Source organism: Croceifilum oryzae (assembly GCF_030814315.1).
Taxonomy (GTDB): Bacteria; Bacillota; Bacilli; order Thermoactinomycetales; family Thermoactinomycetaceae; genus Baia; species Baia oryzae.
In genome coordinates, this window is sequence record NZ_JAUSUV010000005.1 from 1 (window position 1) to 21,834 (window position 21,834).

Annotated in this window: 19 protein-coding genes and 2 pseudogenes; 15 read left to right on the top strand and 6 right to left on the bottom strand. The window is 40.5% G+C overall.

From position 1 onward, the window contains the following. The 3 genes and pseudogenes from J2Z48_RS06095 to J2Z48_RS15820 all read right to left on the bottom strand — a co-directional run. Nucleotides 1-1,468: pseudogene (locus J2Z48_RS06095) on the bottom strand (hypothetical protein); the annotation flags it as partial. Nucleotides 1,469-1,525: 57 nt separating this feature from the next. Next, nucleotides 1,526-1,669, bottom strand: coding sequence for a hypothetical protein (locus J2Z48_RS06100; protein ID WP_307251813.1), 144 nt, complete (start codon nt 1,667-1,669; stop codon nt 1,526-1,528). Between the two features lie 91 nt (nt 1,670-1,760). Then, a pseudogene (locus J2Z48_RS15820) lies at nt 1,761-2,030 on the bottom strand (alpha-helical endospore appendage domain-containing protein); the annotation flags it as partial. 218 nt (nt 2,031-2,248) lie between these two features. On the opposite strand from J2Z48_RS15820, the gene J2Z48_RS06105 reads away from it, so the two are divergent. The 4 genes from J2Z48_RS06105 to J2Z48_RS06120 all read left to right on the top strand — a co-directional run bounded on the left by J2Z48_RS06105 (nt 2,249) and on the right by J2Z48_RS06120 (nt 6,988). Further along, nucleotides 2,249-3,775, top strand: a complete 1,527-nt coding sequence (locus J2Z48_RS06105; protein WP_307251814.1) for a glycosyltransferase — start codon at nt 2,249-2,251, stop codon at nt 3,773-3,775. Continuing rightward, nucleotides 3,772-4,428 carry an acetyltransferase gene (locus J2Z48_RS06110; protein WP_307251815.1) on the top strand — a complete coding sequence of 219 codons (657 nt, stop codon included), beginning with the start codon at nt 3,772-3,774 and terminating at the stop codon, nt 4,426-4,428. Before J2Z48_RS06105 ends, J2Z48_RS06110 begins: the two co-directional genes overlap by 4 nt. Continuing rightward, complete coding sequence (locus tag J2Z48_RS06115) at nt 4,421-5,290, top strand: glycosyltransferase family 2 protein (protein ID WP_307251817.1); 870 nt, start codon at nt 4,421-4,423, stop codon at nt 5,288-5,290. The genes J2Z48_RS06110 and J2Z48_RS06115 overlap by 8 nt, the downstream gene beginning before the upstream one ends. Before the next feature lie 243 nt (nt 5,291-5,533). Next, entirely contained in the window at nt 5,534-6,988 is a 1,455-nt protein-coding gene (locus J2Z48_RS06120) for a BglG family transcription antiterminator (protein WP_307251818.1), read from the top strand. Between the two features lie 110 nt (nt 6,989-7,098). Here the strand turns inward: J2Z48_RS06120 and J2Z48_RS06125 are convergent, their stop codons facing one another. Both J2Z48_RS06125 and J2Z48_RS06130 read right to left on the bottom strand, forming a co-directional pair. Beyond that, nucleotides 7,099-8,109, bottom strand: coding sequence for an ETX/MTX2 family pore-forming toxin (locus J2Z48_RS06125; protein WP_307251820.1), 1,011 nt, complete (start codon nt 8,107-8,109; stop codon nt 7,099-7,101). Nucleotides 8,110-8,377: 268 nt separating this feature from the next. Further along, nucleotides 8,378-9,739: a glycosyltransferase gene (locus J2Z48_RS06130; protein WP_307251822.1), complete on the bottom strand. Its 1,362-nt coding sequence runs from the start codon at nt 9,737-9,739 to the stop codon at nt 8,378-8,380. 188 nt (nt 9,740-9,927) lie between these two features. Here J2Z48_RS06130 and J2Z48_RS06135 point away from each other — a divergent pair, with 188 nt between their 5' ends. Further along, entirely contained in the window at nt 9,928-11,019 is a 1,092-nt protein-coding gene (locus J2Z48_RS06135; protein ID WP_307251824.1) for a tetratricopeptide repeat-containing glycosyltransferase family 2 protein, read from the top strand. Nucleotides 11,020-11,115: 96 nt separating this feature from the next. On the opposite strand, the gene J2Z48_RS06140 is transcribed toward J2Z48_RS06135, so the two are convergent. Continuing rightward, complete coding sequence (locus J2Z48_RS06140) at nt 11,116-11,475, bottom strand: alpha-helical endospore appendage domain-containing protein (RefSeq protein ID WP_307251826.1); 360 nt, start codon at nt 11,473-11,475, stop codon at nt 11,116-11,118. Nucleotides 11,476-11,630: 155 nt separating this feature from the next. Here J2Z48_RS06140 and J2Z48_RS06145 point away from each other — a divergent pair, with 155 nt between their 5' ends. The 10 genes from J2Z48_RS06145 (at nt 11,631) to J2Z48_RS06190 (ending at nt 21,834) form a co-directional block, all read left to right on the top strand. Continuing rightward, complete coding sequence (locus tag J2Z48_RS06145) at nt 11,631-12,056, top strand: alpha-helical endospore appendage domain-containing protein (RefSeq protein WP_307251828.1); 426 nt, start codon at nt 11,631-11,633, stop codon at nt 12,054-12,056. A gap of 5 nt (nt 12,057-12,061) precedes the next feature. Continuing rightward, nucleotides 12,062-13,096, top strand: a complete 1,035-nt coding sequence (locus J2Z48_RS06150; protein ID WP_307251830.1) for a hypothetical protein — start codon at nt 12,062-12,064, stop codon at nt 13,094-13,096. A gap of 28 nt (nt 13,097-13,124) precedes the next feature. After that, a complete protein-coding gene (locus tag J2Z48_RS06155; protein WP_307251833.1) occupies nt 13,125-14,291 on the top strand; it encodes a glycosyltransferase family 2 protein in 1,167 nt (388 codons plus the stop codon). Continuing rightward, nucleotides 14,278-15,636 (top strand): glycosyltransferase, encoded by a 1,359-nt coding sequence (locus J2Z48_RS06160; RefSeq protein ID WP_307251835.1) that lies wholly within the window; start codon nt 14,278-14,280, stop codon nt 15,634-15,636. Before J2Z48_RS06155 ends, J2Z48_RS06160 begins: the two co-directional genes overlap by 14 nt. A gap of 34 nt (nt 15,637-15,670) precedes the next feature. Next, nucleotides 15,671-16,765, top strand: coding sequence for a tetratricopeptide repeat-containing glycosyltransferase family 2 protein (locus tag J2Z48_RS06165; protein ID WP_307251837.1), 1,095 nt, complete (start codon nt 15,671-15,673; stop codon nt 16,763-16,765). Between the two features lie 88 nt (nt 16,766-16,853). After that, nucleotides 16,854-17,363 (top strand): alpha-helical endospore appendage domain-containing protein, encoded by a 510-nt coding sequence (locus tag J2Z48_RS06170; protein WP_307251838.1) that lies wholly within the window; start codon nt 16,854-16,856, stop codon nt 17,361-17,363. 199 nt (nt 17,364-17,562) lie between these two features. Continuing rightward, complete coding sequence (locus J2Z48_RS06175; protein WP_307251839.1) at nt 17,563-17,865, top strand: alpha-helical endospore appendage domain-containing protein; 303 nt, start codon at nt 17,563-17,565, stop codon at nt 17,863-17,865. Between the two features lie 130 nt (nt 17,866-17,995). Further along, the gene (locus J2Z48_RS06180; protein ID WP_307251840.1) at nt 17,996-18,307 is read left to right on the top strand and encodes an alpha-helical endospore appendage domain-containing protein; all 312 of its coding nucleotides are present in this window, start codon (nt 17,996-17,998) and stop codon (nt 18,305-18,307) included. A 143-nt stretch (nt 18,308-18,450) separates the two neighbouring features. Beyond that, the gene (gene polX, locus J2Z48_RS06185) at nt 18,451-20,199 is read left to right on the top strand and encodes a DNA polymerase/3'-5' exonuclease PolX (protein WP_307251841.1); all 1,749 of its coding nucleotides are present in this window, start codon (nt 18,451-18,453) and stop codon (nt 20,197-20,199) included. 147 nt (nt 20,200-20,346) lie between these two features. Next, the gene (locus J2Z48_RS06190) at nt 20,347-21,834 is read left to right on the top strand and encodes an ATP-binding protein (RefSeq protein ID WP_307251842.1); all 1,488 of its coding nucleotides are present in this window, start codon (nt 20,347-20,349) and stop codon (nt 21,832-21,834) included.

Consider the following 21,834-nt stretch of genomic DNA (forward strand, 5'->3'; position numbering starts at 1 on the left):
GGTCCAGTTGGCCCTTGAGGCCCAGTAGGTCCTTGAGGTCCTTGGGGTCCCTGAGGTCCTTGAGGTCCTTGAGGCCCAGTCGGTCCCTGAGGTCCCTGAGGTCCTTGAGGTCCTTGGGGTCCTTGAGGTCCTTGGGGTCCCTGAGGTCCTTGAGGTCCTTGAGGCCCAGTCGGTCCTTGGGGTCCTTGAGGTCCTTGGGGTCCCTGAGGTCCTTGGGGTCCCTGAGGCCCAGTAGGTCCTTGAGGTCCTTGGGGTCCTTGGGGTCCTTGAGGTCCTTGGGGTCCCTGAGGCCCAGTAGGTCCTTGAGGTCCTTGAGGCCCTGTGGGTCCAGTTGGCCCTTGAGGCCCAGTAGGTCCTTGAGGTCCTTGGGGTCCCTGAGGCCCAGTCGGTCCTTGAGGTCCTTGAGGTCCTTGAGGTCCTTGAGGCCCAGTCGGTCCTTGAGGTCCTTGGGGTCCTTGGGGTCCTTGAGGCCCTGTGGGTCCAGTAGGTCCTTGAGGCCCAGTCGGTCCTTGGGGTCCAGTAGGTCCTTGAGGTCCTTGGGGTCCTTGAGGTCCTTGGGGTCCCTGAGGTCCTTGGGGTCCCTGAGGTCCTTGGGGTCCTTGAGGCCCAGTAGGTCCCTGAGGTCCTTGGGGTCCTGTGGGTCCAGTTGGCCCTTGAGGCCCAGTCGGTCCTTGAGGTCCTTGGGGTCCTTGGGGTCCCTGAGGCCCAGTCGGTCCTTGGGGTCCTTGGGGTCCCTGAGGTCCTTGAGGTCCTTGGGGTCCCTGAGGCCCAGTCGGTCCTTGAGGTCCTTGGGGTCCCTGAGGTCCTTGAGGTCCTTGAGGTCCTTGGGGTCCTTGAGGTCCTTGAGGTCCTTGGGGTCCTTGGGGTCCTTGAGGTCCTTGGGGTCCTTGAGGTCCTTGAGGTCCTTGGGGTCCTTGAGGCCCAGTCGGTCCTTGGGGTCCTTGAGGCCCAGTCGGTCCCTGAGGTCCTTGAGGCCCTGTGGGTCCAGTCGGTCCCTGAGGTCCTTGAGGTCCTTGGGGTCCCTGAGGCCCAGTAGGTCCTTGAGGTCCTTGGGGTCCTTGAGGCCCAGTCGGTCCCTGAGGTCCTTGGGGTCCTTGAGGCCCAGTCGGTCCTTGAGGTCCTTGGGGTCCCTGAGGTCCTTGGGGTCCCTGAGGTCCTTGGGGTCCCTGAGGTCCTTGGGGTCCCTGAGGCCCAGTAGGTCCTTGAGGTCCTTGAGGTCCAGTCGGTCCCTGAGGTCCTTGGGGTCCTTGAGGCCCAGTCGGTCCTTGGGGTCCTTGGGGTCCAGTAGGTCCTTGAGGTCCAGTAGGTCCCTGAGGTCCTTGGGGTCCTTGGGGTCCTTGAGGCCCAGTCGGTCCTTGGGGTCCCTGAGGTCCAGTAGGTCCTGTCGATCCAGTTGGTCCAGTATTACCTTGAGGTCCAGCGGCCCCAGTAGTGCCCGTTGGTCCGTTAGGGCCTGTAGGGACTTCAAGCCTTACAACGGCGGAACCAGGTGTTACCAAAATTTCTAGTGTATTGGATACAAAGTTTAGTATATCTCCAAAGCCCATTTGAGCACTTCCGCTTGCTCCTGTGTTTCCTTGAACAAAAAATAAGAGATCACCTGTAGCAAAAGTTCCAGTTGGTCCAGTCGGTCCTTGAGGTCCTTGAGGTCCAGTCGACCCTGTAGCACCAGAAGGTCCAGGAGGTCCGGGAGGTCCTCCACTTGGTCCGGTCGTGCCCGTTGGTCCAGTCGGTCCAATTGAGATAGGAATGGACAATGCTTTCTTCAGCTTAGCGTTTAGTTCCCTTTCTAATAAGGTAGCTTCTTGAATGGTATTATTGACGCTTTCGTTTATTTGAAGCAATTCGTTAATGGATGTAGGTGGGGATGTAATACCGGGTAGTGTTCCGAGAGCGTACTGTACTTTCTCCCCTTCGGCATTCAAAATATGGCTTAAAGCTAATTCTTCTAAAGCAATAGAGAGTAATAGAAAATTAATAGCTTCTTCACGGTCGAAGGGAGTAATAGGAGGCCAATCGGAGTTCCACATAGCTTAAACACCCCCGATGTGTATTTCTATCACCATTACTATATTCATTAGTCGATATATTGTGATTTTTATATAAAGAACTAAGGGTGGTCCCCAATTTGCTAGAGGGGAGCAAGTAATAATTTCATTATTTGTACATAAGGATGTAGGGAGATCAGTATGTCTTAATCCTATTTTTCATTTATGGATTACGAGATAGTTTTGAGGAGGCGAGAGGTATGTCTGATCATCCACCTATATTAACGATTCATCTAGTGATCTCGGAGCAGATCAATCTAGATAAGTTGAAAAATGATTGTAATGAGCAAAGTATCGCAATTAAAGTGTATAACGCCAAAGATGAACTCCATTTTAATTTCAAACAACCAAGGGTTTTTTTCTCGGTTGGTAGTGATCCATCCCTATTTCCAGCTCTTTGTCATTTGCCTCTCCATGAGCGGAAACGCTGGTTACATTTTCATTCTGTAGAAGAAATTACTCCGCAACAAGCCTTTTACTGTTGGCTACGTGGTACAGAACCTCTTCCTCAAAATAGGGAAATACCACCTACCACCTTTTCTTCCGAAACTCCTCTAGTATCGATTTTTACTGTCAGCTACAAGTCCCAAAAGAGGATTTTGAGACCATACGAATCTCTTTTAAAGCAAACATATCAAAATTGGGAATGGGTCATTGTGGATGATTCCGATGATCAGGAGGATACGTATCAACAGCATTTACTTTCTTTAAAAGATTCAAGGGTGAGAAGGTATCGTCAAGATTCTCATAGTGGGTATATTGGGGCAGTGAAACGATATGCAGCAGGACTATGTACGGGTGAAATTTTAGTAGAGTTAGATCATGATGATGAGTTAACTCCTGATGCTTTGGAGAAAATAGTGCAGGCGCTACAACGCCACCCCGAATGCGGCTTTGTTTATGGGGAGAATGCGGAGTTGCATGAGGATACGTATCAGCCGCATTGGTATGGTTGGGATTTTAGCTTTGGATATGGATTATATTATCGAGTTTGGGTGCATGAGCTGGGGAGATGGCAAAATGTATGTAAAAACTCTAGCTTAAACTGGACTACGATTCGTCATTTGGTAGGGTTGCCTAATCATCCCCGAGCGTGGACGAGAGATTGCTATCATCTGATTGGAGGTCATCGAGAAGAGCTTTTGGTAGCAGATGACTATGATTTATTAGTTAGAACGTTTCTTTGTACAAAGTATTTAGGAATTCCTGGATTGCTTTATTTGCAGTATCGCAATGAAGGTGGAAATAATTCTACCTTTATACGAAATCGCCAAATCCAGATATTATGTGGACAATTAGAACAATATTATCGACCGCGAATCAATAGCAGAATGGAAGACATAGACGCGCCTTGTCTAGAACATGTGCCTTATGAACGGATTTGGAACCGACCAGCCGATAGCCCAGCACTGGAATTAGCCTATGTAGTAGATGAAGATCCAAATCGAGTTTCTTTGATTTTTCCATTTTTGTCTCCGTGCGAAGGAGAGGATCATACAAATTTACTTAAGACTCTACAAAATGGAATGGAGACGAATTTTAAGGAGTTTGAAGTGATCATCATAGGTGATATTCACCCAGATGTTGAATTTTTTGCGTCTCATGCTCCGAGCGGGGCTATTCGATGGTGGCCTATGACTTCAGAAGAATCATTGGAGTCGTGTATCCAATATGCGAAGTTGTGTGCTTCGTGTGCTAAAAAAACGGTCATTCTCCCGAAATCATGAATCATACAAAGCCACTGGTCATTTGGGGATGTGGTGGGCATGCCCGTGAAGTAAACCACCTTTGTGAACAGATTGGATGCGAAGTAGTAGGTTTTTTGGATGAACGTCTAGAAATGAAGGGGAGCATCATAGACGGGATTCCTGTTTTAGGAGACTTAACGGATATTTTATCGAGACGAAATCATGTTGAAATTGTATGTGCAGGTGTAGGAGATCCAGCTTTAAAAAGACGATTTTCTAGAAAAACGATAGAATTAGGGTTTTCGATAGCTCCCTCTCTTATCCACCCAGCTGTCTACCTCTCTAAGAGAAGCCATGTTGGAGTGGGTAGTGTTATTTGTGAGGGGGTTATTTTAACGACGCGAGTTGAGATTGGTGATTTTGTCATTATTAATCGAGGAGCAAATATAAGTCATGATAATCAGATAGGAAATTATGTAACCATCGCTCCTGGAGTAAATGTTGCAGGTCATGTGGTGATTCAAGAAGGAGCTTATCTGGGAATTGGTTGTTCGGTTCGAGAAAAAATAGAAATTGGAGCTTGGTCGATGGTGGGAGGTGGCGCTTTTGTCCATCAAGATGTTCCTGACAGAGTCCTATATGCTGGGGTGCCAGCGCACTTTAAAAAAGAGAGAGGGGTAGGGGATGAGTAGAGAATCGTACCCATTAGTTAGTGTATTAATTCCTGCCTACAATCGGCCAGATACGTTAAAAATCGCTTTAAACTCTATTTTAGATCAAACTTATCCGAATATCGAAGTCATTATTTGCGATGATAGTAGTGATAATCGAGTGAGTGAGATGATAGCTGCCGATTTCTATCATATTCCGCAGATTCGTTATTTTAAAAACGAAGAGAATTTATTTATTGGGAACTGGCATAAATGCTTTGATTTATCATCAGGCGAGTATATTAACTATTTGATGGATGATGATGTATTTCATAAAGAGAAAATTGCTGCAATGATGTCTTACTATCTCCGCTTTGAAAATATTACCCTTGTTACTTCTTATCGCCAAACCATTGATGCACAAGGAGCGCACATTCCCCCCATCTGGGCTACACAAAGACTATATCAAGAAGATCGGGTTATGGATGGGAAAATGCTTGGGAATTATGCTTTATCACATTGCTTAAATGTGATTGGAGAGCCTACAACTGTACTATTTCGAAAAAGTGATTTGATCGATCGTTACGGTTTCTACCAAGGAAAACAATACGTACTCTTGAATGATATGGCTGCTTGGCTATCGCTGTTATCAAAAGGGAAGGCTGTTTACATTACAGATGCTCTGAGCTATTTTCGTCTTCATCCAAATCAGAACAATGAGACGTTAGGAGCAAACTTATTTAGTGAATGGCTGGATCTGATGATTGCTTCCCGCGAAGATGGTTTTTTGGATAGTGATCATCTATACCAAATGGCTCTCGGAAGCTATCGTGATCGTATCAGTGGCTACCCTGCATTTACAAAGGATATTGAACGAATTGATGGGATCTTGTCATCCTTGTAACGATAAAAGCAGATGTTGATTCATTAAAAAGGTGATTTACTCTGAATAATATCATTATTTTTCCAGCTCATTCCCCCCGTTAAAAGCTTATCTTAGCTTTTAACGGGGGTTCTCTTATCTTCAAAGAGTTATAATAATCGTCGGTAAATCGTTATATATTCTTGATCCATCTTGATTATAATAAATAATAAAAGAAAGGAGATTTTCCATTTCTATCCTAATTTAGAAGAGGATCGTGTGATTATGTTTACCCACCATAGACAACAAGAAATTATTAAGGTCCTATTACAAGATCCCAAATGGCATACATTAGAAGAAATTGCCTGTCATGTGCAGTGCGCGGTAAAGACGGTTCGACGTGACTTAGCTTATCTGAAAGACCATCTACCTTCAGACTGGCAGATACAGGCTGTCAAAGGGAAGGGAGTCCAGCTATATAAACCACCACATTCTTCTCATACTAGTATGTATTCTTTTTTTAAACAGCAGGATATGCAGTTTCGGGTGCTTAGTCAACTGTTAAAAGGAGATGTCCGTACGGTTGCAGAGTTGGCTGATGCGCTGTATGTGCAAGTGCCATCCTTATCTATTGTTCTTCAGCGTGTTCAACGCTATTTAGACCATTTTAAATTAAAACTACATAAGAGACCATTATGCATTGTAGGGGAAGAAGCCCATATCGTATATATGTTATATGAATTGTATTTTACAACGTATACATGGGAGGAGTGGCCATTTCCTGAACAGGTAGAAGTTTTTTCCTATATATCTGAGATCGAACGGAAGTTAGACATTCAATTTTATCCGAGTTATAAGCAGAGACTGGCCTATTTACTGGCGATCTATGTACAACGAAAAAACCAAGGTCATGTCATGAGGATATTGCCCGTATATAAGGCGCTTGTAACTGAAACGCCTTTTTATCACAAAATCAAAGCAGTTTCTCCGGTTCTATGTGGTATACCACTTACAAAAGTGGATTATGTTTTAATTACCATTGCAGTCAATTGCTGTATGTTTGTCTATTTGAACCGAAACCACTATAAACAAGAAATCTTACAGCATTATGATGAAGGTGCCTCCACTGTTTATCGATGTGTTCGAGAATTGGTGGAAGAACTAGAACGAGAGTTTGGTGTAGCGTTTCATCAAGATGAAGAGCTTCTTTTTTATTTATTACAGTATCTTAAACAAGTTTCGTATCGCAATCTGTTTATACCTACCATCACTTCCCCGATATCTGATTGGCATGAACAAGTCAAACGAAAACATCATGTAACCTTTCAAAAAGTGGGTGTGGTCTATACAAAGTGGGTACAGAAATACTCTCTTCTTCCTTGTGTCAATGAAGAAGATATACTTGCGATTACGTTACAATTAGAAGCTTCTTTTCATTTATCACAAGCCTATTGCAAAAAAGCATTATTATATTTAGGTGATAGCGTCTTGTGGAAGCGTTATATACAAGGAGTACTATATGACAAGTTTGGAAAAGAATTATTAATTGTTCCGGAAGAAGTGTTAGATCTTCAGACCTATGATATTCAAAAACTTGATGTGGATTGTATTGTCACAACTGTTCCATTAGAGAGAATGGATATCCCAGTGATTCAAATATCGGTAATCCCAACCAGGAGAGAGTTAGATAGTATCAAGGAATTCTTAGATAAGGGAATAGATAGAGAGGAGAGTATGTGAAAAAGAAAACCCAAAGGCAGAGTCTGCTTGAAGACTCTGCCTTTGGGTTTTCTTTACGATTACAGCAACTATTAGCTACCGCTTCCTACTTTTAGGGCCTTCTAATTGTATTAAAATAATTCTTTGAGTGTACCATTTTTCACTCGATCTTCGTAGGTTTTTAATGGCATTTTACGTGGTGTAGCGTTCTTTCCAATCGGGGTTACTTCTACATCAACTGTTTGATAATGTCCACCTACGCCACTGTATGGAGAATCTACTGTAGCAAAAACTTTATTATTTTGCTCATCGTAATCATAACCATAGCTTGGTCCAGGTCCGGGAGCACCAGGTCCTGGGAGATCTTTACTATATTTAAATACATCAGCTATCGAGATGGTTTTTGCTTCTTCATTGCCTGTACCGAGATTGGCAACATTGATCGATACGTTACCTTCTACCTCGGCTCTTCCAGAAAGTACGCCTGAGAAAGTTGCATTCTGTACTTTACCTATATATTTTGTGATATATCCTTTTGCGCAAATGACACTTTGTGCTGGGAAAATAACATTCGTATCCTTAGTAGACGTATTTGAGCTTGTATGTTCATATGAAAACTCAGTGCTTGCAGTTACCTCTGTACTACCCGCAGCTACAAACGGAATTTGTACATCTACTTTGGCCTTTACTGATGCACCCAGCTTAGCTCCTTCTTTATTAGAATAAGTAAAACTTTCAGATGTTTTCACTTGTTTTTCTATTGTTTTTTGAGTTTGATCACGATCTGAGGCATTACGGTAAACTAATAGTTCTAGGTCCCCTGCATCCGTGTATGAGTCTGCTTTTGCAGTGGTACTAAACTGATCACCTGTGTAACTGTATCTAAGTCCATTAAAATCAGGAGATCTTCCATTAATGGCAGCATAGTTTGTATGATCTCGATTAGCTAGGGCATGTACAATCCTTTTTTCTATCGAAAATCTGAGCCCGTCGGTATTTTTGTTTTGAATGGTACTTATGTTCTGTTTAGTCTGAGCTTTCGGTGTTGAGGTTGAGCTTGGTGCTGCAAAAGCGGAGATGGGGCTTGCAAATAACATACATGCAAGTGGTACCCCAATGACTAATTTTCTACCTTTTTTCATAACTGAAACCACTTCCTTTTTGTATTTTTCTATCAGCTCGATTGTTCTAGAACGCCATTGTATGGCCAATGAGCTTAGATATTACATTATAAGAGTTTCGTAAAGTGGTATATGTTAAATTTGACTTTTAGTAAAGGTCAAATCAGATGGTTGAGACAATCACCCTTACAAACTGACTAAATATCGTTATAGCAAAAAGGAACTTTATTCGAGAAGAATAAAGTTCCTTTTTGGATGATAAATCATTTTTTGTAAAGAGATTTGCCAACTACATCCTATTTATATAGGTATCTTGGAAGGCTTTTTGATTCCGCTTGTAACCCTCATCGCCCTCTTGAAGGGTAAAAAGATGGCGTCCACTATGTAAACACCACGGTTCATGTTGATAAGGAATTCCAACCTCATAGCCGCTCTGTATAAACTCTTGCGTTTGAGAGGAATCGTAGAAATGCGATCCATCAAATAAGTCTTCTTTCCATGGTACGTCATACTGGGTTGCCATTAAGCAACCATCCATCGCTTGAACGGGAGTATAAGGTGCATCCATTTTCATAGAATGAGATACAACTTGATATAGGTCATCAGGGCAATGAATTAGTTTTCCAATGAGATCGGGTGATTCCCACCAAACACCACTCGATGGTATTGTTTCACTTCCAATCATTCCCACTAAGCCCAACTTTGGATGGGTATGAAACAAATCTAATAAATCGTGAAGGAAATTCTTGTTTAAGATAAATGTGTTTTGTTTAATGTAAATCTTATATTTTGCCGGATGGTTGATTGCTACATTATAGGCTTGTGCCATGTTTGTAGCCTTACGGATTTGGAAATAGTCAAAACGATATCCTTCTGGGAGCATTAGTTGTTGAATGTGATGTTGGCATTTTTGATAGGCTTCTTCATCGTCGACACAAGTGACAAATAAAAAGGAATTTTCATCTACTTGCTTGTTGGGTGTGATGTTGGTTCCTTTCTTGGCTTCAATGACATAATGATGGATACGGGATTCTTCTGAAAAATGAGGGTTTCCGATATTTAGGTCTGACATTACGGTGTCTAAACGATCAATTAGGTTTTCATGGACTTCAGAACTTCGTGTCATGTTTTTGATAGAGATGATTTCGTAGCCAGCCTTTTCAAACAAGGATACGATCTCTTGACGTGTAAAGAAGCGAAGATGTTTTTCATCAAGTAACCCAGTTTCTGAATACTCCCAGCGACCCTCTAAAAGATCCATCAGAATCGAAATATGGGCTACATTGGGGATTCTGGCAACTACGGTTCCAGATGGTTTTAAGTAAGGTTTTACTTTCTTTAAGGTAGCCCATGGATCATGGAGATGTTGAAGAATATCGCTTAATATGATCTGATCAAAAAACTCATGTTCGTAGGGAAGCGAACAAGTTTCGATGTCCTCGCATAAAATGTCTGTTAGCTTTCCAGCGGCTTTTTCTGCCAAATGGGATGATATTTCAATCCCATATACTTCTGTCCCAAAATGATTTTTTAATATGCTTCCTAAGTTTCCTTCCCCACACCCGATATCTAGGACTCGTGAAATATGGGTGTTACTAGGATTTGTCATTTGATTATTACTAGTTTCCATTTGTTCATAAAGTTTTTCCACATGATCACTCCTCACAGAAAAGATATATATTTTCTTATATGAAAAAAATACGTATATAGAATAAAAAAAGGAATCAAAAAAAATAAAGGCTTTCTGGGTGGATGAAAACCGCTTTTATTGTACTTTTTATTAGGCATTTGCATATAGATGTTGAAGTGAAAGTCGACTATGTAAGGAGATGATATTGGATGATATCGATCAGTTTGTGCATGATTGTTAAGAACGAAGAAGATGTGATTGGTCGGTGTTTAGACACAGTAAGAGGAATAGTAGATGAGATTGTAATTGTAGATACTGGATCGACGGATCGTACGAAAGAGATTGTTAGAGAGTATACGGACCGAGTTTTTGATTTTGAATGGATTAATGATTTTTCTGCAGCTAGAAATTTTGCTTTTGCCCAGGCTACTCGGGAGTACATCTTATGGATGGATGCAGATGATATTTTAAAACCAGAAGATCAAGAAAAATTACGCATTTTAAAAAGATCATTGAATAGGAATACGGATGCTGTTTCGATGTTATATATCTTAGCAACAGACGATGCGGGGAATGTTACGGGTAGTTCTAGAAGATATAGGCTCGTCAAAAGAGAAAAAGATTTCCGCTGGATTGGTTGTGTGCATGAGTACCTAGCGATTCACGGTAATTTAATAGATAGTGATATGGCGATCACGCATGCATCATTGAGGCATGATAGTAATCGTAATATTACGATATTCGAAGATATGATTGCAAAAGGGAAGAGTTTTAGCCCTCGAGATATGTATTACTATGCTAATGAGCTCTTTGATCACCAAAAGCGTAGAAAAGCAATAGAACAATATACCGAGTTTATTGATTCAAAACAAGGATGGGTAGAGGATAATATTCGTGCCTGTCACCGATTAGCTGACTTGTATGCTCATTTTGAAGAAAAAGGAAAAATGTTGGATTGGCTCTTCCAAGCATTACGTTATGATGCCCCACGCTCAGAAACCTGTTGTCGAGTTGGTAATTATTTTTTCGAACAGACAAACTATGTGGCCGCGATTTATTGGTATGATCAAGCTATTAAATGCAAGGATCACGGTCTCCTAGCAATACGGACAGATACGTATACAGGATGGGTTCCTCTCCTGCAATTATGTGTTAGCTACGACAAGATTGGTGAGCATGAGAAAGCATGTTATTATAATGAGCAAGCAGCTAAATTGCGTCCGAAAGATCCGATTGTGATTGGGAACAGAGAATATTTTTCCAATGTTCTAAAAAAGGAAATCGTTCCATCAGCATACTAGCGCACTCGTGTACTTAAAAAAGGAAGTCCGCTGTTTCTACCTCAACTAGAAACAGCGGACTTCCCTTTTTAGAGTGTCGAACTCTTACCACGAATGCTACTCCTCAAAGCATATAGTATCCTCACAATCGAAAACATGTTTATTGTTAATTAGACATAAGATTTTATGGAACTTAAATTGGAGTAGCATTTCTTTATAGATAACATCTTCTAAAATTTTGTCGACCGAATCATTAATACAGAGTAACTCGGTGAGAGTGGTTTTGCGATGGTGAGGATCACAATCGTTGCCATCGTGGAGAGTTCCAAGTGCGTATTGAATTTTTTCTGCTTCTGCATTCACAATATGGGCATGGGCGAGCTCTTCCATCGCGATGGAAGATAGTAGTAAGTTAATGGCTTGATGGGTGGTAACTTCGATAATCGGAGTAATATTTGGGATATTAGGTTGAGACAAAAAATCACCTCTATTCACTGCCAAAAAGTAATTGTCTTGATTCACTATATTCGTTAAGATATTTTTCATTCTCTATTTGACTAATTTAATCAGAAGTTCGAATAAATATCATTTATAGTCATAAAGTAGGTAAGGAGTAGAGGGGGGATGATTAGATGAGCATGCCAGAGATTCCAGAACAGCCACATAGACCGCAGTTTTCTGAAGTTATTATTGACCTATTAGAATCAATTGCATTGGAAGAGATAGCTCTTTCCCATCTTATTCATTCTGAAGCAAAGAAAATTAAAGCATTTATAGGTGGGCAATTAGATTTCCCAACCAACCCCTCAAACCAGGATATCGAAAACTTTAATCAACATATTCAGAAGTTAGCAGATATTACGGTGATGAAGGATTGGCTATTGTATCGAAAGTTGGAAGGTGTGATTCATCTAAGCACCCAGCGAATGCGAAAAGGAGAAAAACAAGGGCATTATCCAAAAGAAGATACATATGATTTTCATAATGATATATATGAATTCGATGACTTGGAGAGTCAGGAAAATCATTTTCCTTTTGAGTTTTACGATGGGGAGTAATCCATATGGAGATGTCCGAGAAGAAAAGAAAAACAGAAGAGGAAGTAAAGAAGCTGAGCTGGATTGCCATGGGTCAATTAGAGAAAGCAACCATTTATTACTTGCTTATATTTGTTCAATTTATTGAAGCACTCGAGTCACGAAAAGTAGATATTGCTCCGTATCGACCGGAATCATTATTTGTATTGGTAAATCAACTCAGGATTTTGTTGCTCCGAAAAAAAGAGTGCTATTCGCTTTATTGGAAGGATTTAGATCAAGAGGTTTTATTTTCTAATAAATTTTACAATAATTATGAGAAGTTAATAATGGAAATACGAAAAAAAAACAAGCGATATCAAGGGCAGTATCCTTGGGATCGCATCATGGATGAATTAAAAAGGTACAAGGAATATCAAATTTTGAAGAAGGAGCTAGAGGAAGAAGGTACGTCCTATCCACCTAGTACACTTATGACAAAGTCGGACCGTTCAAAACCTACTCCGTTCATCGAAAAACGTAAACAAAAAACCAAAAAGAAGTCAGTTGAAAAGGGAAAGGTATCATTATGGACGAAACCGCCAGAAGGCGATAAGGAGATCATTCAGTCGAAGCCTGTAAAGAGTGTGAAGGGATCGTCATGGAAGAAATATGAAGAAGATAGGAAGCAGGGTATCCAGAAAAAGATGGTAGAGAATGCGAAAGTGTCGTCTGTATCATCATGGACGAAATTTGGCGAGGATGAGAAGCGAAACTCACAGAAGACGTCTATCGAGGAAGAGAAACAGAGGAGTTCCTTAGAAAATGAAAAGACTCCAGTGATAGAAAATGAAAAAACTCCATTATGGAAGAAGTTCATAAAGGATAGAGGCTTTTCTAAGCCATCGGAGCAAGAAGCTAAACAGAAGATAGAAATTACTACTCCAAAGGATGAACCTAAGCCGATACCTAAACCGAAATATACGGAAAAGCCCAAAACAGCTTATCCAGTGGACCATCGTAAGAAGGAAATTAATTGGTCAAGGACTGGAATACGTATCGTTTTAAATCATAAATCTTAGTATAAACGAAAGGGGACATTCGATCATTATGCAAACTCTTTCTTTATGTATGATTGTAAAGGATGAAGAGAAGTGGATTGGACAGTGTTTAGAGAGTATTCATCATGTCGTAGATGAAATGATTATTGTGGATACGGGTTCTACTGATCAAACAGTTGAGATTTGCCAATCTTATGGTGCAACGGTTCTCCCATATACTTGGAACGAAAATTTTGCGGATGCTCGTAACTATGGTCTTAAACATGCGAAAAGTGATTGGATCTTATGGCTAGACGCAGATGAAGAGGTGGATCAGAAGGATATTTCTAAATTAAGAGAATCTTTAGATACAGAAGAGCACATATTATTGATTCAGCTTGTCAATTATTTCGGAAATTTCCCGCCGGATCCAGATCAGGCTTTCTTATTAGCACATCATCGTTTATTCCGAAACCATATGGGATTTCGTTTTGAAAACGCAATTCATGAGAAATTAAATGTGACGGAAGTGCTAGGAGGTATATCGGAAGTAACCATTCTCCCTATTCGAGTTCATCATTACGGATATACAGATCCGTTTGTGGAGAACAAGAACAAACTAGAACGAAATCTTCGGATGCTAGAGAAAGAAAAGCAGAAGGAAGGATATAGCCCTTGGGTAGACTACCATATTGCTAGTGAATACTATCGGGCAGAAAAGTATACAGAGTCATTTGAATATGTAAATGAGTCTATCCGGGGATTTGTCAGGGATAAGCAGGTTCCACCTTCTCTGATCTATAAACTGAAGTACGCTGTTTTATTACTGATAGGTAGCCATGAAGGAGCTTGGCCGGGGATTGAGAAAGTAATTCAGATTTATCCCGATTATGTAGATTTGCATTTTTATAAGGGTGTTATTCTCTTTTTACGAGAGGAGTATGAGGAAGCGATTCAGGTATTTAACCACTGTTTGGAGTTAGGAGAGGAACACACGCTCCATCTTGTCCTTAAAGGAGCTGGTAGTTTCCATCCTAATTACTATATTGGAAGATGTCAGGAAAAGCGAGGAAATGTAAAAGAGGCTATTGCGGCATATCGCATGGCAATTGAACAATCAAATCATTACGAGCCTGCCATACAAGAGCTACAACGGTTGCTTTCACAGGAGAAAGTAGGATTAGATCAATCAGTGTCTGTGGCTAGTAGCCACATGGAAGGAAGTGTTTCCGATTAAGGTTAGTATTGTTATTCTGACATACAATCAATTGGATTTTACAAGACGATGTGTTGAAAGTATTTATCGACATACTCCAAGAGATCAATTTGAGTTGATTTTTGTGGATAATGGATCTAGTGATGATACGGTTCGATATTTGACAAGCTTGCCAAATGTAAGCATCATTTTAAACGAGAAAAATTTAGGATTTGCTAAGGGTTGTAATCAAGGTGGGGCGATTGCAAAGGGGGAGTATATTCTCTTTTTAAATAATGATGTGATTGTCACAAAAAATTGGTTTGCACCTTTATTAGAACGAATTGAAGCAGATCCCAAGATCGGCATGATCGGACCTGTCAGCAATTATGTAAGTGGCGCACAATTAGTTCCGGCAAGCTATCATTCAGTAGATGAGCTAGATGATTTTGCAGAGAAATATTGTTTAGTAAACCAAGGAAGAGCGAAGAGAGTACACCGTCTAGTTGGATTCTGTCTGTTAGCTAGAAAAACGGTATTAGATGAAATTGGCTGGTTTGACGAGCAATTTATATCCGGGAATTTTGAGGATGATGATTTATCTTTGAAGTTTCTGCAAAAAGGATATCAACTGTGGATTGCCATTGATTCATTTGTCCACCATTTTGGTCATGCGACTTTTAATGGAAATCCAGATTTAAGTTTTCAACACTTATATCATGTAAATCGTCAGCGTTATATGGATAAATGGCACATTCCTCCTGAACAACTTTTCCCACGCTACGAAATTTTACATATGATTTCGCCTTCATCGAAAAGAGTGCTAGATGTGGGGTGTTCAATAGGAACATTAGGTGCGGAACTGTTAAATAGGCAAAGCTGTGAACTATATGGAATTGAAATATCTCCAATTGCAGCGAATCTTGCAAATGCCTACTACCATGATGTTCAAGTAATGGATGTAGAAAGTATGGAGGATAGTTATCCTCATAATTTTTTTGATACCATTGTATTTTCTAATGTTTTGGAGTATTTAACAGATCCATGGGGGGTTGTCCAACGATTTGCTACATATCTTCAGTCGGGTGGATCTCTGATTATCTGTGTCCCTAATATGGTACATGCAAATAGTCAGCTTTATTACTTGCAAGGAAATGGAGTTAGTTACACACACCTTCGATCGTTTACTCCGAGCACGGTCCAGTCATTGTGTTCTCTTGATCTATTTACAATTGAGAAGCAGGATTATACACACTCTCAAGTCGATGCGAATCTTCTGCAGTTTTTATCCGAATTAAAGAATTTAGGAGAGCAACACGGCTATGCGTTTCCTGTAACAGAACATGCAAGTTGCCTTCAGATCCTCTTACAAGCGGTTAAGAAATAGGAAGATCGTATTTCTGGATAAGGGGGGGAATGTAGTGGCTGAAATTAGCTTATGTATGATCGTTAAAAATGAGGAAAAAAATCTAGATACTTGCTTGTCTTCCGTTAAAGATGTAGTGGATGAAATTGTGATTGTGGATACAGGATCGACTGATCGAACAAAAGAGATTGCTAGGAAGTGGACGGATCGCGTATATGACTTTGAATGGATCGATGATTTTTCTGCTGCTAGAAATGCTTCTTTTCAATATGCAACAAAAGATTACATTTTTTGGTTAGATGCGGATGATATCGTGGAGCAAAAAGAAATAGAGAAGTTTAAGCATCTAAAAAAATCCCTCTCAGAAGAAATAGATGTTGTTTATATGAAGTATTTCCTTCCGTCGGACAATTTAGAATCTCATACAACTCGAATTAGACTGGTAAAAAGAGGTTTAACCGCCGAATGGGGAGGAATTGTCCATGAGGATATTACGGTTCATGGTGAACATCGATATGCCATTTCGGATGTCGTTGTAACCCATACAAAAGATCTAAAAACACGATATGAGGATCGACGTCCGTCACGTAGAAATCTAGAGATCTACGAACGAAATATTGTGAGGGGTCACAAATTAAGCGTTCCTGATATGTTTAATTATGCGCGAGAATGCACGATCCATAAGGATTATCCAAATGCGATTAAGTATTTTGAGTTGATTAGGGACCATCCTGAGGTTTCATTGCAAAATAATATGTTTATCTATCACAAATTAGCTACTTGTTATGTATTAAATGATCAACCAGAAAAAGAATTGGAACTTACTTTACAATCCCTTTCTCTTGATATGCCATATCCTGCTTTTAGTTGTAGAATGGGAGAGCATTTTATAAAGACAGGGCAACTAGAAGTAGCTATTTTTTGGTATAAAATAGCCTACACGCAGCCTTTATCTGATGCCTATTCATTCTCGGTTGCAGATGCTACGTACCATACATGGCTTCCTCACCAGCAACTTGCTTTCTGCTATGAGAAATTAGGAGAGAAGGATCAAGCAGACTTCCACAATAGTCAAGCAGAGTATTATAAAAATAGGTTGGTCAGTCATGCGAAAAACGTAAACACATCCTTGCATACCGTGGATAGATGACATGATTGCGGGTAACAAAAAGGCAAGTCCATGCGACTCGCCTTTTTGTTACTGTTTGTATATGAATCATGGACGGGAGTGTGTAATTATGTCGCAATCAAATATACCAAATATCACGTCAACGATTGTTATCACTCGAAAGAATGCTGTTACGCTTCTTCTCTCTTCGATCGCTTTAGAGGAGTTAGGATTAAGTCATATTCTTAACTCTGAAGGAGAGAAGCTTCAGTATATATTGGGGAACTTACCCGGAATTACTCCAGAGAAACCTGCTACGATTACTGATTTGTTGATGGTGAATCGAAGTATTCTGGAGACACTTCGAGAAGTGATGAGAAAAGAATGGGCTTTACAAGGAAAACTAGATAGTATCGTAGACAATGATACCTCATGGAGTCCTATATGTGTGCCTTGTTTCCAGTGGAGAATGGTAGGAAAGACCCCACTATTCAAAAGAATGAAAAAGGCTGTGCGGTTAGCAAGAGGAACTGGAATTTACAGCAGGAAAAAATGTCTAAGAGGATATGCGCAACTAGCACCAAGGAAGGAGCCCGTATCGAGAGGAAGGTATCGTAGGATTTATCGAATCTTACCATGATATTTAGGTGGGCTGTGAATGAGATATGGGAAGCATGGAGGCAGGTAGTTCCTGCCTTTTTTTGCGTTTAGTGTCTATGGGACCTATAAGACTTACGTCCACGCATTTTAGAATCTACAGAATAGAGTAAAAGGGAGAAGAAGATTTATATCCAGCTCAAGCGGCATTACACAAATAAAAATGGAGAGGAAGTGTTACCATGTCCCAAGCGAATATACCAAACATTACCCCCACAATTACACTTACGCGCGAAGATGTGATTACGTTACTTCTATCTTCAATAGCCATGGAAGAGCTGGGCCTGAGCCATATTCTGAATGCGGAGGGTGAGAAGCTCCAGTATGTACTAGGTACTCTGGAGGGAGTGACAACACCCTTTACCCCTACGTTAGCAGAGCTATTAGCCATTAACAATAGCGTTCGTCAAACGATTAGTACCTTAAAGAAGAAAGAGTGGATCTTGCAGGAAAAGTTAGAGAATGTCCTGCGGATGATAGGGTAAGTGATATAGATTTACTTTAAAGGAGAGGTGAGAACCTCTTCTTTTTTTTGTGGGCTATGGGCACACATCCAGCCCATGGTGAATAAAGTAGGGGAGAAAGAAAGATGAAGAGGGTTGGAGGTGTGATAAAATGTCTCAGGCAAATATACCGAATATTTCTCCTGTAATTTCGATCACGCGAGATGATGCGATTAATTTACTACTCGCTTCGATCGCGTTAGAAGAGCTAGGATTGAGTCATATTATCAACGCAGAAGGTGAAAAGATTCAGTATATACTAGGTACTCTACCGGGTATTACGCCGGTACAGAAGCCTACAATTAGTGATCTCCTGCTTTTAAATGCAAGTGTTCGCGATACAATACGTGAATTGAGAAGAAAAGAATGGATTCTGCAAGAAAAGCTAGAGAGCGTTTTAAATTTAGATCTTGGTCCCTTATAAAAGGGGCTCTTTTTTTTTCGTCAAGATGGTACCTTCACCTCTAATCCTTTTCTGGTTACAATAGGATTTATCTAGTTTATAACGAATGCTTTCGAGATGATTATCATCTTTTTATTCAGAAGAGCGATCTAGGAGTGGAGTCTATGGATAACAAACAAGTAGTTCGTATTCTAAACCAACTGGCTGATTATCTGGATCTGGCAGGCGAAAATTCATTTAAAGTATCTGCATATCGAAAAGCAGGTCGTGCTGTAGAGGCGAGTCGTTATGCGATTGCGGATCATTTAGATCGTTTATTAGAGTTGCCAGGAGTGGGAAAAGGGACTGCAGGAGTGATTGTGGAGATCGTAGAGACAGGCCACTCTTCGCAGTTAGAACGACTGCGAAATGAATTACCACAAGGTCTTCCTGACTTACTTTCGCTGCAAGGGGTTGGTCCGAAAACGATTTATACATTATACAAGGAATTAGGGATTACGAGTCGTGACGAATTACTGCAGGCTGCGGAATTAGGACGAATTCGGGTGTTGACCGGATTTGGAGCGAAGAAAGAGCAGAAGATCTTAGAGGCAGTAAAGAATTTCACACAACTTTCTGAGCGAGTGTTACGGGTCCATGCCCTTCAGGTAGCAAGGGTGATTGAGAGGGAGCTTACCACACTTTCGTTTATTCAGAAGATGAGTGTGGCAGGAAGTTTGCGGAGGGGAAAAGAGACGGTAAAAGATCTTGATTTCGTTATCGCAACGACTCATCCGGAAGAAGTAGCGGATCAGATTGTACAACTTCCATTTGTGCAAGAGGTGGTTAATAAGGGATCTACCAAAGTAAGTGTAGTAGTGGATGTCGAAGGAATCCAGATTAGCGTTGATTTCCGTTTGGTGACAAGGGAACAGTATGCAAGTGCTCTCCACCATTTTACAGGGTCTGCTGAGCATAATATTCGGATTCGGCAACGTGCCAAGCAGATGGGATATAAAGTGAGTGAGTATGGCATCTACCATGATGACGCTGAAGAAATGATTACGTTCAAAGAGGAGAAAGACTTTTTTGCCCATTTGAAATTAGCTTATGTGCCGCCAGAACTACGAGAAGACCGTGGAGAGATGGAAGCAGCGGAGCAAGATCAAGTCCCTGCTCTGTTACAACAAGACGATTATCGGGGTGATCTTCACATGCACTCTCGCTATAGTGATGGTGCTCATAGTATACGCGAGATGGCAGAAGCGGCAAAGGAACGTGGGTATGAATATATCGCGATCACGGATCATTCTCAGTCTCTGCAAGTAGCGAATGGCTTGACGATTGCAGAGCTTCGTGAGCAGTGGGAAGAGATTGCACAGGTAAATCGAGAAGTGGAAGGGATTACCGTCTTAAGAGGAACGGAGATGGATATTCTCCCAGATGGGCGGTTGGACTTTCCTGATGAAGTATTAGCGGAGTTGGATGTCGTCATTGCCTCCATTCATTCGGGGATGAAGCAGGATCGTGACACCTTAACTAGGCGACTGATAGAAGCGATGGAAAACCCATATGTACATATCATTGGCCATCCGACAGGCAGAGTCTTATTTAAAAGAGATGCATATGACCTAGACTTTGATCATATCTTCCAGACTGCTAAAGACACAGGGACGATCCTCGAGTGTAATGCTAATGGGCGTCGTCTAGACCTAAATGATGAATTGCTAAAAAAGGCGAAAGATGAGTACGGTCTTACTTTTTCCATTAACACCGATGCCCACTCAGTTCCTGATCTTTCACGCGTTGAATTAGGGATCTCCACTGCTAAGCGTGCATGGCTTACGAAGCCAGATGTGATTAATACGATGGGGCTGGATGAACTACAAGAATGGTTGCAAGAAAAAAGAAAAATGAGAAAGGAGATAGATTAGCAGAAAAATTCTGGCTACCAATTTCAATGAAAAGACGAAAACATTCTTAGAATGTGATCTTATAAAAAGATTCCACATCACTTCTTCTGATGTGGAATCTTAAGTTAATGGTATAATAAAAAAAATAAGCTGAAAAGGTGATATATATTGATAACTACTGATCAGTTTGAAATTGCTATTCCAGATGCAACTCCTCTTATTCAATCTATACGTTCCATTGGATATAATTTAGAGACAGCCATTGCAGACATAGTAGATAATAGTATTGATGCTAATGCAAATATCGTCAAAATAGATATTATATGGAATGAAGGAAAAAGTTATATAAGAATAGAGGACGATGGATGTGGAATGAATGAAGGAGAGCTTGTTCAAGCAATGAGGCTTGGATCTAAAAATCCAAATGAAAAGAGAAATCCAAAGGATCTAGGTAGATTTGGAATGGGTTTAAAAACAGCGTCTTTTTCTATTGGAAAGAAGTTAACAGTAATGACTAAACAAGGTAGTCAATTATTTTCTAGATGTTGGGATATTGATGTTATTGCTGAAACGAATCAATGGACTTTATTAAAGGAGATTACACAGGAGTCTAGAGAAGTCATGGGAGATATACAATCGCATTCGGGGACTGTTGTATTGATTGAAAAATTAGATAAAATAGTTAGTCTACCTGTTACATATCGAAAGCAAAAGAAGTTTTTAAGGCACATAAAGGATGTTGAAGATCATTTACAGTTGGTATTTCATCGCTTTTTGGAAAGCCAAACTCCTATTACTATACTTTTGAACAATCATAAGCTGGTTTCTTGGGACCCATTTCTAACAACTGAAATGGCTACACAAGAAATGCCAGAAGAGAGAGTGACAGTGGCTGGTGATACGGTAGTCATTCAGCCATATGTACTTCCCCATCATAGTAAGCTTAGTAAAGAAAATTATAGAATAGCTGGTGGAGTAAAGGGGTGGTTTGAACAACAAGGTTTCTATGTTTATAGAAATAGGAGATTATTGGTTGCGGGTGGCTGGCTAGGTTTATTTTCTAAGGAGGAATCCTATAAATTAGGGAGAATTAAAATAGATATAGGTAATTTAGTAGATTTTCATTGGCAAATCGACATCAAGAAATCTACTGCGAGACCTCCCCAAGAGTTAGTCGACATTTTTAAAAAAGTAGGGGAGAAGGCAAGAAGTACTTCCTATAAGGTGTTTTACTACAGAGGTTCATATTTTCGAAGTAAGGGGAACGAATTATCTACGGAAATAGAGTATGTTTGGGAACAAGTATTTAGAAATGGAAAACTACACTTTATTCTCAATCGACATAATCTTTTGTTTAAAAAAGTGTTTGAAGCGGAAAGAATTACACAGGAAGCACTTGAAACGTACTTGTTTTACGTTCAGGAATATTGCCCGTCCAATATTATTTCTTATGCACCTAATACGTTAGCCACTGGTCAAATAGAGAAACTACAGGAAATAGCCGAGAATCATAAAATAGTAATGCACTCGGTCATCCAGCTTTTAAGGGAGCAAGGTATTTCTGATAATGGAATTGTGAACCAGATATTGCAGTTCTCCGATTTTACAGTTTACTCTCAAAAAAGTATTGAAAAACTATTGAAGGAGGTCATTTAG

What these genes read in the sequence shown, in the direction of transcription:
- J2Z48_RS06105 (WP_307251814.1), top strand. Translation starts at nt 2,249, where the DNA reads ATGTCTGATCATCCACCTATATTAACGATTCATCTAGTGATCTCGGAG.
- J2Z48_RS06155 (WP_307251833.1), top strand. Translation starts at nt 13,125, where the DNA reads ATGCAAACTCTTTCTTTATGTATGATTGTAAAGGATGAAGAGAAGTGG.
- J2Z48_RS06145 (WP_307251828.1), top strand. Translation starts at nt 11,631, where the DNA reads ATGAGCATGCCAGAGATTCCAGAACAGCCACATAGACCGCAGTTTTCT.
- J2Z48_RS06125 (WP_307251820.1), bottom strand. Translation starts at nt 8,109, where the DNA reads ATGAAAAAAGGTAGAAAATTAGTCATTGGGGTACCACTTGCATGTATG.
- J2Z48_RS06170 (WP_307251838.1), top strand. Translation starts at nt 16,854, where the DNA reads ATGTCGCAATCAAATATACCAAATATCACGTCAACGATTGTTATCACT.
- J2Z48_RS06110 (WP_307251815.1), top strand. Translation starts at nt 3,772, where the DNA reads ATGAATCATACAAAGCCACTGGTCATTTGGGGATGTGGTGGGCATGCC.
- polX (WP_307251841.1), top strand. Translation starts at nt 18,451, where the DNA reads ATGGATAACAAACAAGTAGTTCGTATTCTAAACCAACTGGCTGATTAT.
- J2Z48_RS06180 (WP_307251840.1), top strand. Translation starts at nt 17,996, where the DNA reads ATGTCTCAGGCAAATATACCGAATATTTCTCCTGTAATTTCGATCACG.
- J2Z48_RS06135 (WP_307251824.1), top strand. Translation starts at nt 9,928, where the DNA reads ATGATATCGATCAGTTTGTGCATGATTGTTAAGAACGAAGAAGATGTG.
- J2Z48_RS06115 (WP_307251817.1), top strand. Translation starts at nt 4,421, where the DNA reads ATGAGTAGAGAATCGTACCCATTAGTTAGTGTATTAATTCCTGCCTAC.
- J2Z48_RS06150 (WP_307251830.1), top strand. Translation starts at nt 12,062, where the DNA reads ATGGAGATGTCCGAGAAGAAAAGAAAAACAGAAGAGGAAGTAAAGAAG.
- J2Z48_RS06120 (WP_307251818.1), top strand. Translation starts at nt 5,534, where the DNA reads ATGTTTACCCACCATAGACAACAAGAAATTATTAAGGTCCTATTACAA.
- J2Z48_RS06175 (WP_307251839.1), top strand. Translation starts at nt 17,563, where the DNA reads ATGTCCCAAGCGAATATACCAAACATTACCCCCACAATTACACTTACG.